This is a genomic window from Lentzea sp. CA-135723 (assembly GCF_050936595.1).
Classification (GTDB): domain Bacteria; phylum Actinomycetota; class Actinomycetes; order Mycobacteriales; family Pseudonocardiaceae; genus Lentzea.
Map to the genome: position 1 here is coordinate 1,881,725 of NZ_JBNJMK010000002.1, position 13,846 is coordinate 1,895,570.

General features: G+C 70.0%; 11 protein-coding genes. 5 read left to right on the forward strand and 6 right to left on the reverse strand.

Features of this window, described 5'->3' with window-relative positions; genetic code table 11:
* Window positions 1–25: 25 nt before the first annotated feature.
* Both ACQEU1_RS44670 and ACQEU1_RS44675 read right to left on the reverse strand, forming a co-directional pair.
* On the reverse strand, window positions 26–2,317 hold the full coding sequence (locus ACQEU1_RS44670; RefSeq protein ID WP_433216875.1) for a glycoside hydrolase family 3 N-terminal domain-containing protein: 2,292 nt from the start codon (window positions 2,315–2,317) through the stop codon (window positions 26–28).
* Between the two features lie 10 nt (window positions 2,318–2,327).
* Window positions 2,328–3,341 (reverse strand): LacI family DNA-binding transcriptional regulator, encoded by a 1,014-nt coding sequence (locus tag ACQEU1_RS44675; RefSeq protein WP_433216878.1) that lies wholly within the window; start codon window positions 3,339–3,341, stop codon window positions 2,328–2,330.
* Window positions 3,342–3,463: 122 nt separating this feature from the next.
* Between ACQEU1_RS44675 and ACQEU1_RS44680 the strand changes: the two genes are divergently transcribed.
* From ACQEU1_RS44680 to ACQEU1_RS44700, 5 genes are read left to right on the forward strand one after another with little or no spacing between them, the layout of a single operon-like run.
* Complete coding sequence (locus ACQEU1_RS44680; RefSeq protein ID WP_433216881.1) at window positions 3,464–4,741, forward strand: ABC transporter substrate-binding protein; 1,278 nt, start codon at window positions 3,464–3,466, stop codon at window positions 4,739–4,741.
* The gene (locus ACQEU1_RS44685; RefSeq protein ID WP_433216884.1) at window positions 4,741–5,712 is read left to right on the forward strand and encodes a carbohydrate ABC transporter permease; all 972 of its coding nucleotides are present in this window, start codon (window positions 4,741–4,743) and stop codon (window positions 5,710–5,712) included. Before ACQEU1_RS44680 ends, ACQEU1_RS44685 begins: the two co-directional genes overlap by 1 nt.
* A 1-nt stretch (window position 5,713) precedes the next feature.
* Window positions 5,714–6,529: a carbohydrate ABC transporter permease gene (locus ACQEU1_RS44690; RefSeq protein WP_433216887.1), complete on the forward strand. Its 816-nt coding sequence runs from the start codon at window positions 5,714–5,716 to the stop codon at window positions 6,527–6,529.
* Between the two features lie 4 nt (window positions 6,530–6,533).
* A complete protein-coding gene (locus tag ACQEU1_RS44695) occupies window positions 6,534–7,529 on the forward strand; it encodes an endo-1,4-beta-xylanase (RefSeq protein WP_433216890.1) in 996 nt (331 codons plus the stop codon).
* Between the two features lie 12 nt (window positions 7,530–7,541).
* The gene (locus ACQEU1_RS44700) at window positions 7,542–9,068 is read left to right on the forward strand and encodes a glycoside hydrolase family 43 protein (protein WP_433216893.1); all 1,527 of its coding nucleotides are present in this window, start codon (window positions 7,542–7,544) and stop codon (window positions 9,066–9,068) included.
* A gap of 99 nt (window positions 9,069–9,167) precedes the next feature.
* On the opposite strand, the gene yjfF is transcribed toward ACQEU1_RS44700, so the two are convergent.
* From yjfF to ACQEU1_RS44720, 4 genes are all read right to left on the reverse strand, one after another.
* Complete coding sequence (gene yjfF / locus ACQEU1_RS44705; protein ID WP_433216896.1) at window positions 9,168–10,124, reverse strand: galactofuranose ABC transporter, permease protein YjfF; 957 nt, start codon at window positions 10,122–10,124, stop codon at window positions 9,168–9,170.
* Window positions 10,121–11,104, reverse strand: coding sequence for an ABC transporter permease (locus tag ACQEU1_RS44710; protein WP_433216899.1), 984 nt, complete (start codon window positions 11,102–11,104; stop codon window positions 10,121–10,123). Before ACQEU1_RS44710 ends, yjfF begins: the two co-directional genes overlap by 4 nt.
* Complete coding sequence (locus ACQEU1_RS44715; RefSeq protein WP_433216902.1) at window positions 11,101–12,630, reverse strand: sugar ABC transporter ATP-binding protein; 1,530 nt, start codon at window positions 12,628–12,630, stop codon at window positions 11,101–11,103. Before ACQEU1_RS44715 ends, ACQEU1_RS44710 begins: the two co-directional genes overlap by 4 nt.
* Window positions 12,631–12,776: 146 nt before the next feature.
* Entirely contained in the window at window positions 12,777–13,745 is a 969-nt protein-coding gene (locus ACQEU1_RS44720) for an ABC transporter substrate-binding protein (RefSeq protein WP_433216905.1), read from the reverse strand.
* Window positions 13,746–13,846 lie beyond the last annotated feature (101 nt).

A 13,846-nucleotide genomic window follows, 5' to 3' on the forward strand; every position in this document is an offset into this window, starting at 1 on the left:
TACCGGGCCGGGACGGGGGAATTCGCTAGGCGAACTCGGGTGTCGTCACCCGATCGAAGCCCACCCGGCGCGCAGGGCCGGTCATCGTGAGCTTCAGCGCCGTGTGGATGGTGGCGCTCGACGTGCCGACGTGCAGCTCGACGTCGCCCGCGTCGACCTGGCGGTGGCCCGCGCGGCCGGTGTAGGAGGTGAGGTCCGCGTGCAGCCGGGCCGTGACCGTCCTGGTCTGGCCGGGTTCCAGGTCCACCTTGAGGGCGCCGATCAGCTGCCGGACCGGACGGGCGACCTCGGCCACCGGGTCGTGCAGGTAGATCTGGACGACCTCGGTGGTGGCGATGTCCATGTCGTTGCGCACGACCACGTGCACGCCGGCGAAGCCGTCGGTCGGCCACTCGCGGGCCTCGCAGCCGGCGGTCACCCAGGTGGCCGGCGCGTAGGAGAGGCCGTGCCCGAACGGGAACAGCGGCGTCGGGTCCACCGAGCTGACCTCGGTCCGCCCGCCCAGCTGCGCGGCGAGGTACGTGGAGGGCTGGCTGGAACCGGCACCGGGGAAGCTGACCGGGAGCCTGCCCGACGGGTTCACGCGTCCACTGAGGACGTCCGCGAGCGCCCGCCCGCCCTCCTGGCCGGGGTAGAAGCCGCACACGACGGCGGCGAGCCGGTCCACCTGCCGGGACAGGTCGTAGGGCCTGCCGGAGAGCAGCACGAGCACGACCGGCATGCCGGTGCCGAGCACCGCTTCGAGCAGCTCCTCCTGCCGGCCGGGCAACGTCAGGTCGGCGACGTCGCAGCCCTCGCCGGACGTGCCGTTGCCGAACAGGCCCGCCTGGTCGCCGAGCACGACCACGCAGACGTCCGCCTGCCGGGCCGCGCCGACGGCCTCCGCGATCTCGTCGTCGGTGCCGCCGAGCACGGGACAGCCGCGCGCGAACACCACGTCGTGGTCCGCGCGCAACGCCTCCACCACGGTCACCACGTCGACGCCCATCTCGACGTCCGGGTGGTGCACGCCGACGTGCATCGGGAACGAGTAGCAGCCCATCATCGCGCCGGGTTCGTCCGCGCGCGGGCCCACGACGGCCAGCTTCTTGCCGGCCAGCGGCAGCACGCCGTCGTTGTGCAGCAACACGATCGACCGTTCGGCGACCTCGCGGGCGAGCGCGCGGGACTCGGCGTCGTCCAGGTCGAGGTCCGCGGCGGGCGCGGGGGAGTAGCCGGGGTCGAGCAGACCCAGCTCGATCTTCTGCGTCAGCACGCGGGTCAGCGCCCGGTCGACCAGCGCCACGTCCACGCGGTCGAAGTACAGGCCCTCCAGCAGAGGCTCGCCGTAGCAGTCCACTGTGGGCAGTTCGACGTCGATTCCCGCCGCCAACGCCTGCGCGGCCGCGTCCTCACGTCCGGCGGCCACCCCGTGCAGCTTGTGCAGGAACGCCACCGAGAAGTAGTCCGACACCAGGGTGCCGGTGAAGCCGTACTCGTCGCGCAGCCGGTCCGTGAGCAGCCCGGCGTCGGCCGCGGCGGGCACGCCGTCGTTGTCCGCGTAGGAGTTCATGACCGAGCGCGCACCGGCCCGCAGCGCCATCTCGAACGGCGGCAGGACCACGTCGGCGAACTCGCGCGGACCGATCGACACCGGGGCGTGGTTGCGTCCCGCCCGCGAGGCCGAGTAGCCCGCGAAGTGCTTGAGCGTGGACACGATCCCGGCCGACTCGAGGCCCGCCACGTAGGCGGCGCCGATGGTGCCGACCAGGTGCGGGTCCTCGCCGATGGTCTCCTCGACCCGGCCCCAGCGCAGGTCGCGGGCGACGTCGAGCACCGGCGCCAGACCCTGGTGCACGCCGAGGCGCCGCATCGAGCCGCCGAACCGCTCCGCCATGCGCCGCACCAGGTCCGGTTCGAACGTCGCGCCCCAGCACAGCGGCGACGGGTACACCGTCGCCTGCCACGCGGCGAGGCCCGTCAGGCACTCCTCGTGCGCGATCGCGGGAATCCCGAACCGGCTCGACTCGATGATCTGCCGCTGGGTGCGGGCGAGCGTGCGGGCGCCGACCTCCGGCGCGATCGGCCGCGTGCCGAACACACGGGTGAGCTGGCCGAGACCGTGTTGCGTCAGCACGTCGAAGTCCTGCGGTGCCACCGCGAACTCGTGCTGGTGCGGCGCCATCTCGCCACCGGCGTCGATGCCGGCCCAGATCCCTTGCAGCTGCGCGATCTTCTCCTGCGGCGTCATGCGCGCGACGAGGTCGCGCACGCGGTCGGCCACGGGGGCGTGCGGGTTGCGCCAGACCTCGTCCGGCGTGGTGGCTTCTGTCGTCACAGGAACAACCTCAGGGTGTCGGTGGACGTGTCGACTGCCGGACGACCAGTTCGGTGCCCAGGGTGATGTGGGTGTCGGCGGTTTCCTCGCCGTTGATGAGCCGCACCAGCAACTCGAGCGCGCGGTGGCCCATCTCGCGTATCGGCTGCTGCACCGTCGTGATCGGCGGCGCGCACAGCGCGGACTCGGGGATGTTGTCGAAGCCGACCACCGACAGGTCCTCCGGCACCCGCAGGCCGAGCTCGCGGGCTGCCTCGATGGCCGCGATGGCGGTGGTGTCGTTGGCGGCGAAGATCGCGGTCGGCCGGTCGGGACCGGCGAGCAGCTCCCGCGCCGACTCGGTGGCGACCTTGGCGTCGTAGTCACCCCTGCGGACGAGGTTCTCGTCCACCGGCACGCCCGCGCTGGCGAGCGCGCCGCGGTACCCGGTCTCGCGTTGCTGCGCGGACTTCAGGTCGGCGCGGCCGGTGAGCATCGCGATCCTGGTGTGCCCCAGCGAGAGCAGGTGCTCGGTCGCCAGCCGGCCGCCGTGCAGGTTGTCGGAGTCGACCGTCGGCAGCGCCGCCCGTCCGGTGTGCGGGTCGACGGCCACGACCGGGGTGCCCGGAATGCCTTCGAGGTCGACGGCGGGCGTGACCAGCACGGCACCGTCGACCAGCGTGCCGCTCAACCTGGTGAGGTAGCGCAGCTCCCAGCCCGTCGGGTCACCGGTCCTGCCGCCCGCCGAGTACACGACGAGCTCGAAACCCGTGCCGCGGATGGCGTCCGCCGCGCCCTTGAGCAGTTCGGTGCTGAACGGCTCGATGTCGGCGACGAGGATCCCGATGACGTTCGTGCGGCGGTTGCGCAGGCTCTGCGCGACGAGGCTCGCTTCGTACCCGAGATCCTTGATCACGGCCGTGACCCGCGCGAACGTGTCGGGCGAGACCCCGTACCGGTTGTTGAGGACCTTGGACACGGTGGCTACCGAGACGCCCGCCTGAGCGGCGACGTCCCTGATCGTGACGCGAGAACGAGGAGGCACCCGGCCAGGCTAGCCGTGTAAAACGTTATCGACAACGATTGACACGAGGTGGGTGCACGCGGGAGTCTCTGGCCCCAACACAGGCAGTCCAACTCGGCCGACGTCGTCAGGAGTGGACCCCAATGCGTTCGAGAAAGCCCCTTGCCCTCATCGCCGCCGCGGCGTTCGTGCTGGCCGGGTGCAGTGGCGGCGGCGGTGACGCCTCCGCCGACGGACCCGTCACGCTCACGTGGTGGCACAACCGGACCACCGAGCCGATGAAGTCGAAGTGGCAGCAGATCGCCGACGACTTCACCAAGACCCACCCGAACACGAAGTTCACGATCGAACCGCTGCAGAACGAGCAGTTCCAGACCAAGGTGCCGCTCGCCCTCCAGGGCAACACCCCGCCGGACCTCTTCCAGCAGTGGGGCGGCGGTGCGCTCGCCGACCAGATCAAGTCCGGCAAGATCGCCGACATCACCCAGGCGTCCTCCGGCTGGATCGGCCCGCTCGCCAAGAACGCCGACGGCTGGAAGGTCGGCGGCAAGCAGTACGGCGCGCCGTACCTGATGCACGCGGTCGGGTTCTGGTACCGCAAGGACCTGTTCACCAGCGCGGGCATCAGCACGCCACCGTCCACGATGGACGAACTGAACGCGGCGGTGGCGAAGCTGAAGACCGCCGGCGTCACGCCGATCGCCCTGGGAGGCAAGGACCGCTGGCCCGACGCGTTCTACTGGGCCTACTTCGCGGTGCGCCAGTGCTCGGTCGACACGCTGAAGAAGGCGGTCGAGAAGACCGAGTTGAGCGACCCGTGCTTCCTCAAGGCGGGGGAGAACCTCAAGAGCTTCCTGGACACGAAACCGTTCCAGGACGGGTTCGTCGGGACGCCCGCTCAGCAGGGGGCGGGCAGCTCGGCGGGCCTGGTGGCCAACGGCAAGGCGGCCATGGAGCTGCAGGGCGACTGGAACCCGGACGTCATGCAGGCCTTGACCGAGGACAAGGAGATCGGCTCGAAGATCGGCTGGTTCCCGTTCCCGAGCGTGCCGGGCGGTCAGGGCGATCCGAGCGTGCTGCTCGGCGGCGGTGACGGGTTCTCCTGCACCACCCGCGCGGCCACGGCGTGCGCGGAGTTCCTCGGCCACCTGGTCGGCGACGACGTGCAGAAGATCCTCGCCGAGACCAACTCCGGTCTGCCGGTGACCCCGGCGGGCGTGGCCGCTCTGAAGAGCGAGCCGCACAAGACGATCGCCGATGCCATGACCAAGGCGTCGTTCGTGCAGTTCTACTTCGACACCGCCTTCCCGACGAAGGTCGGTCAGGCCCTGAACGACGCCATCGCGAACTTCTTCGCGGGCCAGGGCGGACCGGACACGATCGTGAAATCGGTGAGTGAAGCAGCTGCCGGGAACAAGTGATGAGTGCCGCGATCTCCACGCGGCCGCCGACCGCCCCCGTGCCGCACGCGCCAGCGGCCGGGGGCACCCGGCGGCGGTCCCGCCTGCGCACCCGCCTCGAACTCGCCCTGCTGCTGACTCCGGCACTGGTGCTGTTCGCCGGGTTCGTGCTCATCCCGATCGGCGTCGCCGGCTACTACAGCCTCTACTCGTGGAACGGCTTCGGCCCGATCACGGACTTCGTGGGGCTCGACAACTACGTCGACGCCTTCTCCGGTGAGGTCTTCCAGGGCGCCATCGGGCACAACCTGATCATCGCGGTGCTGTCCGTCGTGGTGCAGCTGCCGTTGAGCATCGGGCTCGCGTTGCTGCTGAACAGAAAGCTGCGCGGGCGGACGTTCCTGCGCATGGTGGTCTTCGCGCCGTACGTGCTGTCCGAGGCCGTGACCGCGGTGATCTGGCTGCTGATGTTGCAGCCCGGAGGGTTCGTCGACGAGGTCCTGCGCGGTGTCGGGCTCGGCGGGCTCGTGCAGCTGTGGCTCGCCGACCAGTCGATCGTGCTCTACACGTTGTTCCTCGTGATCACGTGGAAGTACATCGGGTTCGGCGTGATCCTGCTGCTCGCCGGTCTGCAGGGCGTGCCGTCCGAGCTGCGGGAGGCCGCGGCGCTCGACGGCGCGAGCCCGTGGCAGATCACCCGGCACGTCGTGCTCCCGTTGCTGGGGCCGACGATCCGGGTGTGGATCTTCCTGTCGGTGATCGGGTCGTTGCAGCTGTTCGACCTGGTCTGGATCATGACCCTGGGTGGGCCGGCCAACGCGTCCACGACGATGGCGACCTACCTGGTGGACCACGGCTTCAAGCGCTACGAGTTCGGCTTCGGCAGTGCGGTCGCGGTGATCCTGTTCATCATCTGCTTCCTGTTCGCGTTGCTGTACCAGAGGTTCGCTCTGCGTCGCGACACCGAGGGCGCGTTGACGGGGGTGCGCTGAGATGTCACGTCGCAACGCAGTCGGGTATCTCGCCGCGTTCGCCGTCATCGGCGTGACGGTGGTGCCGCTGCTGTTCGTGGTGCTGGGCGGTTTCCGGACGACGGCGCAGATCAACAGCTCGCCCGCCGGGCTGCCCGGCCCGTTCGTGTGGGACAACTACGCGGAGGTGGCGGGCTCGCCGGTGTTCTGGCGGCTGCTGGGCAACAGCGCGTTGATCGCGGTGATCGCGACGACGCTGGCGGTCGTGCTGGGCGCGATGGCCGCGTTCGCGTTGTCCCGCTACCGGTTCTGGGGGCGCGAGGGCTTCTACACGTTGTTCACGCTCGGGCTGCTGTTCCCGCTGGGCGTGGCGACGCTGCCGCTGTACCTGTGGCTGCGTCAGCTCGGGCTGCTGGAGAACCCGCTCGGCGTCGCGATCCCGGAGGCGGCGTTCTCGTTGCCGGTGACGATCGTGATCCTGCGGCCGTTCATGCACGCGATCCCCGGTGAGCTGGAGGACGCGGCGCTGCTCGACGGCGCGGCCAAGCTCGGGTTCTTCTGGCGCATCCTGCTGCCGCTGTCCCGGCCGGCGCTGATCACGGTGTCCGTGCTCGCGTTCGTCACCAGCTGGAACTTCTACCTGTTGCCGTTGCTGGTGTTCAACGACTCGACCAACTTCACGCTCCCGCTCGGGGTGGCGATGTTCCAGTCCGAGCACACCCAGGACACCGCGAAGGTGCTCGCCTTCACGGCGTTGTCCATGATCCCCGCGCTCACGTTCTTCGTGCTCGCCGAACGCCGGATGGTCGGCGGACTGACCGGCTCCGTGAAGGGATGAGACCGTGCGAACCCGATTAGCCGTTGGTGTGGCCGTGCTCGCGCTGCTGGTTCAAGCCGCGCCCGCCTCGGCCGCAGGACCGTTGAAGAGCATCACGAAGAGGTACGTGGGCAGCGCGGTGGCCGTCCAGCACCTCAACGCCGAGGCGGACTACCGGGCGGTGCTGACGCGGGAGTTCGACAGCGTCACGCCCGAGAACGAGATGAAGTGGGGCACCGTCGAGGCGGTGCGCGGCCAGTACGACTGGTCGGGCGCGGACGCGATCGTCGACTACGCGCGGAGGACCGGGAAGTCCGTCCGCGGGCACACGCTGGTGTGGCACAGCCAGCTGCCGGACTGGGTCGGCGGGCTGGAGGCGCGAGAGCTGCGGAAGGTCGTCAAGAACCACGTCTTCACCGAGGCCGGGCGGTATCGCGGCAAGATCCGCGCGTGGGACGTCGTCAACGAGGCGTTCAACGAGGACGGCACGCGCCGGCCGACGGTGTTCCAGGAGAAGCTCGGCGACGACTACATCGCCGACGCGTTCCGCTGGGCGCACCAGGCCGACCCGAAGGCGAAGCTGTACATCAACGACTACAACATCGAAGGCCTCAACGCCAAGAGCGACGCCACGTACGAGCTGGTGCGGTCGTTGAAGCGGAAGGGCGTGCCGATCCACGGCGTCGGCATCCAGGCGCACCTCTCGCTGCTGTACGGGTTCCCGTCCGGGATGAAGGAGAACATCGCCCGGTTCGCGGCACTCGGCGTGGACGTGGCGATCACCGAGGCCGACGTGCGGATCCCGGTGCCGGTGACGCCGGAGAAGCTGGACGCGCAGGCCGGCTACTTCGAGCAGGTCTGGGACGCGTGCCACGCCGTGAAGCGGTGTGTCGAGTTCACCACCTGGGGCTTCACCGACCGGCACTCGTGGGTGCCCGGCGTGTTCCCCGGTGAGGACGCGGCCTGCCTGTTCGACGCGGAGCTGCGGCCCAAGCCCGCGTACACCCGGCTCAACCCGTAACGGGGAGTCCACTTGGGACAGTTCGAGAACCCGGTCCTGCCCGGCTCGCACCCCGACCCGTCGGTGTGCCGGGTGGGATCGGACTACTACCTGGTCACCTCGACGTTCGAGTACTTCCCCGGACTGCCGGTCCACCACAGCCGCGACCTCGTGCACTGGCGGCTGCTCGGCCACGTGCTGGACCGCCCGTCCCAGCTGCGGTTGCGGGGCGTGCGGCCGTCCGGCGGGCTGTACGCCCCCACGATCCGGCACCACGACGGCGTGTTCTACGTGGCGTGCACGCTGGTCGACGGCGTGGAGCGCAGCGGCAACTTCGTCGTCACCGCCACAGATCCGGCCGGTCCGTGGTCGGAGCCGCACTGGCTGCCCGAGGCGTCCGGGTTCGACCCGTCGCTGTTCTTCGACGACGGCAGGGCGTGGTGGACCGCCACCCGCGAGGTTCCCGGCGGGTCTCCTGGGCAGACCGAGGTGTGGCTGCGCGAGTTCGACCCGGTGACGGTGGAGCTGGTCGGCGACGAGCACGTGCTGTGGACGGGCGCGGTGCGGGACTCGGTGTGGCTCGAGGCGCCGCATCTGTACGAAGTGGACGGACGGTACGTGCTGCTGTGCGCGGAGGGCGGCACGGACTTCGAGCACTCGGTCGTCGTGGCGACGGCCGACGCGGTCACGGGCCCGTACCGCGGGTCGCCGCTCAACCCGGTGCTGACCCACCGCCACCTGGGCCGGGACCACCCGATCGCCGCCACCGGGCACGCCGACCTCGTGCGCACGCAGCGGGGGGAGTGGTTCGCGGTGCTGCTCGCGACCCGGCCGTACGGCGGCTACGTCTACAACCTGGGCCGCGAGACGTTCCTCGTGCCGGTGACGTGGGAGGCGGGCGGACCGGTGTTCAGCCCCGGCACCGGTCGCGTCGAGATGACCTACGACCTGCCGGACCTGCCGCCGTACCCCTGGCCAGAGCCGGGGGACGACTTCGGCGCGCTCGACCCCGCGTGGATGGTCCTGCGCACACCGGACGAGCGGTTCTGGTCGGTCACCGAGGGTCGTCTCCGGGTGCGGCTGCGACCGGACCCGATCACGGGCCTGGGCACGCCGGGCGCGGTCTTCCGGCGGCAGCAGCACCGGAGCTTCCACGTGTCCTGCGAGCTCGACTTCTCGCCCGCGGGACCGTCCGAGCTGGCGGGGCTGTTGCTGTGGCAGAACAACGACCACCACGTCCGGCTGCTGCTCGGCGCCGGGCGCGAGGTCACCCTGGTGCGCCGGGAGGGCGGCCGCGAGGAGGTGCTGGGGCGCACGTCGCCGGAGGAGGGCTTGGTGCGGTTGTGCTTCGAGGCTGCCGGCCAGGAGCACCGGGCACTCGTGGCGTCCGGTGCCGGTGAGTGGCAGGAGATCGGCGCGTTCGACGGCCGGATGCTCAGCACGCAGGCGGCGGGAGGGTTCACCGGCGTCCACATCGGACTGCTCGCCTCCAGTGAAGGCGAGCCGAGCACGTCGTGTGCGGACTTCGTGAGCTTCACCTATCGCGGTCTGGAGGGGTGACCGCCGGGCGGAGGTGGCCTCGGGGCGCGGGGTCACCTCCACAGCCCGAGCCCGAGGCCGGACTCGTTCTTGGCGGCGGCGCTCTCGGGAGAGTCCTTATCACCGCCGGACCATGGTCCGCTGCACCGCGATGAACACCAGCAGCAGCACGCCGATCACGATCTTCGTCCACCACGAGCTGAGCGTGCCCTGGAACGAGATCAGCGTCTGGATCGTGCCGAGCACCAGCACCCCGGCCACCCCGCCGAGCACGTACCCGACCCCGCCCGCGAGCAGCGTCCCGCCGATCACCACGGCCGCGATGGCGTCGAGCTCCATGCCGACGGCGTGCAGGCCGTAGCCGGAGAGCATGTAGAGGCTGAACAGCAGCCCCGCGAGTGACGAGCAGAGCCCGCTGATCACGTACACGCCCACCTTGACGCGTGCCGCCGGCAGGCCCATGAGCAGCGCGGACGACTCGTTGCCGCCGACGGCGTAGACGGTGCGGCCGAAGCGGGTGCGGTGCAGCACGTACATCGCGGCGGCGACCACGAGCAACGCGATCACGACGTTGTAGGTGATGGTCACGCCGCCGGGCAGTTCGATGGCGGCCGTGGCGACGTCGCGGAACGTCCTGTCCTTGATGGACACCGACTCCACGCTGATCAGGAAGCACAGGCCGCGAGCGAGGAACATGCCGGCGAGCGTCACGATGAACGGCTGCACGTCGAACCTGTGGATCACCAGGCCCATCAGCAGACCGAGCGTCGCGCCGATCAGCAGCACGGCGAGGACGACGAGCGGCACCGGCCACCCCGCCCGCAGACCCGAGGCCGTGACCATGGTCGACAGCGCGACGACCGAGCCCACGGACAGGTCGATGCCGCCGCTGAGGATCACGAACGTCATGCCGGCGGCGAGCACGATCAGGAAGGCGTTGTCGATGAACAGGTTCGCGACGACCTGGCCGGACGCGAAGCCGTCGTAGCGCGCCGAGCCGATCCCGAACGCGATCACGAACAACGCGACGGTGGCGAGGACGGGCAGGAACCGCGACGGCGGGGCGAGAGTGGTCATGACGGTACGGCCACCTTCCGGAAGCTGAACGCGGCACGGGCCTTCGGCGCCTGCACCAGGCAGACGGCGATGACGACGACGGCCTTGAACACCAGCGTCACCTCCGGGGCGACGCCGATCGTGTAGACGGTGGTGGTCAGGGTCTGGATGATCAACGCGCCGAGCAGCGTGCCGGTGAGCGAGTAGCGGCCGCCCGCGAGCGAGGTGCCGCCGATGACGACGGCGAGGATGGCGTCCATCTCGATCCACAGCCCGGCGTTGTTGGCGTCGGCCGCGCTGACGTTGGAACTGATCATCAGCCCGGCGATGCCCGCGCACACGGCGGCGAAGACGTAGACGGTCCAGATGATGGTCGTGGTGCGCACCCCGGCGAGGCGCGACGCCCGCGGGTTCACGCCGACGGCCTCGATCAGCATGCCGAGCGCGGTCCTCCTGGTCGCGAACGCCACGATCCCGAGCACGAGCAGGCTGATCAGGATCGCGGTCGGCAGCACCACGAACCCGGCGCCGACCTGGCGGTACGCCGAGTTGTTGACGGTGACGATCTGGCCCTCGGTCACCAGCATCGCGATGCCGCGGCCGGCCGTCATCAGCACCAGGGTCGCGATGATCGGCTGGATGCCGAGCTTCGCCACCAGGAACCCGTTCCACAGTCCGAGAACCACGCACAGCGCGAGGGCGATCGCCATGCCGGCGAACGCCGTGCCCGCGTCGGCCGACCCTCCGATGTGGACGCACGTCACGGCGCCCGCGATGGCCGCCACGGCGCCGACCGAGAGGTCGATGCCGCGGGTGGCGATCACCAGCGTCATGCCGAGTGCGATCAGGAGCGTCGGCGCGCCGTTCTTCAGCACGTCGACCAAGCCGCCGTAGAGGTGGCCGTCCTGCATGCGCAACGCGAAGAACTGAGGTGTGACAACGAGGTTGAGCGCCAACAGCGCGACGAGCGCGACCAGTGGCCACAGCAGCCGGTTCCTCACGAGACCACCTTCTCCGGCGCGGCTCCGCCCGCGATCAGCTCCACGACCTCGTCGACGCCGGTCGACCCGTCCAGCTCGGCGATCTTGCGCCGGTCGCGCAGCACGACGATCCGGTCCGCGATCCGCACGACCTCCTCCAGTTCCGCCGAGATGAACAGCACGGCCGTGCCGTCCGCGGCGAGCGTGGTGACGAGCTGCTGGATCTGCGCCTTCGCGCCGACGTCGATGCCTCTGGTCGGTTCGTCCAGGATCAGCAGCCGCGGTTCGGTGACGAGCCAGCGCGCCAGCAGCACCTTCTGCTGGTTGCCGCCGGAGAGCGTGCGGACCAGCGCGTCCGGGTTCGCGGGCCGGATGTCGAGCGCCTTGAGGTACTTTTCGACGAGCTGGTCCTTGGTCCTGCGCGGCAACGGCCGGGTCCAGCCGCGCGCCGCCTGCATCGCGAGGACCAGGTTGTCGCGGATCGAGAGGTCCGCGACCAGGCCCTCGCCCTTGCGGTCCTCGGAGCTGAACGCGATGCCGGCGGCGATCGCGGACCGCGGCCCGCGGAGCCTGAGTTGCCTGCCGTCGACGAGGAGCCTGCCGGTGTCCGCGCGGTCGGCGCCGAACAGCAGCCGCGCGAGCTCGGTGCGGCCGGAGCCCAGCAGACCGGCGAGGCCGACGACCTCGCCCGCCCGGATGTCGAGGTCGAACGGCTCGATCGCGCCGCGCCTGCCGAGGCCCGCGGCCTGGAGCAGCACCGGGCCGTGGGACGTGCGCTTCTCCGCCGCGTCCTCGATCGCCTCCAGCGCGCCGAGGTCGCGGCCGATCATCTGCGCGATCAGCGCGCGCCGGTCGACGTCGGCGGTGAGGTGCTCGCCGACGAGGATCCCGTTGCGCAGCACCGTCATCCGGTCGGAGATCTCGTAGACCTGATCGAGGAAGTGCGACACGAACAGGATCGCCACGCCCTCGTCGCGCAGCACCCGCATGATCCGGAACAGCTCCGCGACCTCGCCCGCGTCGAGGCTCGACGTCGGTTCGTCGAGGACGAGGACCCGGCAGTCGACCGCGATCGCCCTGGCGATGGCGACCAGTTGCTGCACGGCGATCGGGTGCTCGCCGAGGCTCGACGCGGGATCGACATGCACACCGATGCGCGCCAGCACCTCGGAGGCCCGCCGCCGCATCGCGGGGAAGTCGATGCCGCCGAGCCGCCGGGGTTCGCGGCCCAGCAGGATGTTCTCCGCGACCGTGAGGTTCGCGCAGAGGTTGACCTCCTGGTACACGGTGCTGATGCCGGCGTGCTGGGCCTCGCCGGGGGAGGAGAACGCGACCTCGTTCCCCGCGAGCACGACCCGTCCGGCGTCGGGGCGGTGCACGCCGGTCAGAGTCTTGATCAGGGTGGACTTCCCGGCGCCGTTCTCGCCCATGAGGGCGTGCACCTCACCGGAGAACAGCCGGAAGTCGACGTCCTGCAACGCCTTCACGCCGGGAAACGCGAGGCTGATGCCCCGCATCTCGACGACGGGCGGCGGCGACTCGGTCATGGGCTCTGGCTTTCGTCGCTGGGGCCGCGGGGCCCGTCACCCGGATGCGCGTCCACGACGGGCCCCGCGGGGCTTGGGGTTCAGGACCGGCGACCGCGGGCTGGTGCGCCCACCGGTACTGAGGCAGTTCGCTTGAAGGAATCGACTCAGTACTGGCGCTTGGGGAGTGCTTCCTTGGCCTGTTCCTGCGTGAACGTGCCCTCTTCGGTCACGACCCGCGCCGGCACGTCCTCACCCTTGACGACCTTCTTCGCGAGGTCCATCAACTGCTTGCCCAGCAACGGGTTGCACTCGACGATGAAGTTGATCTCGCCGTTCGCCAGCGCCTGCATGCCGTCCTTGACGGCGTCCACGGTGATGATCCTGATGTCCTTGCCGGGCACCTTGCCCGCCGCCTTGATCGCCTCGATCGCGCCCAGGCCCATGTCGTCGTTGTGCGCGTACACCACGTCGATCTTGGACTGGGACTTGAGGAACGCCTCCATGACCTGCTTGCCGCCGGAGCGGGTGAAGTCACCGGACTGCGACGCGACGACCTTGATGTCGGGCTTGGCCGCGATCTTCTCCTCGAAGCCCTTCTTGCGGTCGATCGCGGGCGCCGCACCCGTGGTTCCCTGCAGCTCCACCACGTTCGTCGGGCCGGAGGCGTTGGACACCATCCAGTCACCCGCCTTGCGGCCCTCCTCGACGAAGTCGGAACCGAGGAACGTCTTGTAGAGCGAGGTGTCGTCGGAGTCGATCGAGCGGTCGGTGAGGATCACGGGGATGTTGGCGCGCTTGGCTTCCAGCAGCACGGTGTCCCAGCCGGTCTCGACGACCGGGCTGAACGCGATCACCGACACCTTCTGCTGGATGTAGGAGCGGATCGCCTTGATCTGGTTCTCCTGCTTCTGCTGCGCGTCGGAGAACTTCAGGTCGATCCCGGCGGCCTTGGCCTCGTCCTGGACCGACTTGGTGTTGGCGGTGCGCCAGCCGCTCTCGGCACCCACCTGGGCGAAGCCCATCGTGATGGTGTCACCGGACGAGCCGGTGTTCGCACCGCCGCCTCCCGAACCGCACGCGGTGAGCGCGCTCAGCAGGACCACGCTGGCGACGGTCGTGATCTTCTTCAGCACTGGGGTTCCTCCGGAGTGACGACGGTGTCTCGGAGCTCGACCGCGTGTTCCGCGGCTGTCAGGTGGACAAGAGTGAACGCTCACAACTGCCGCGTCAAGGG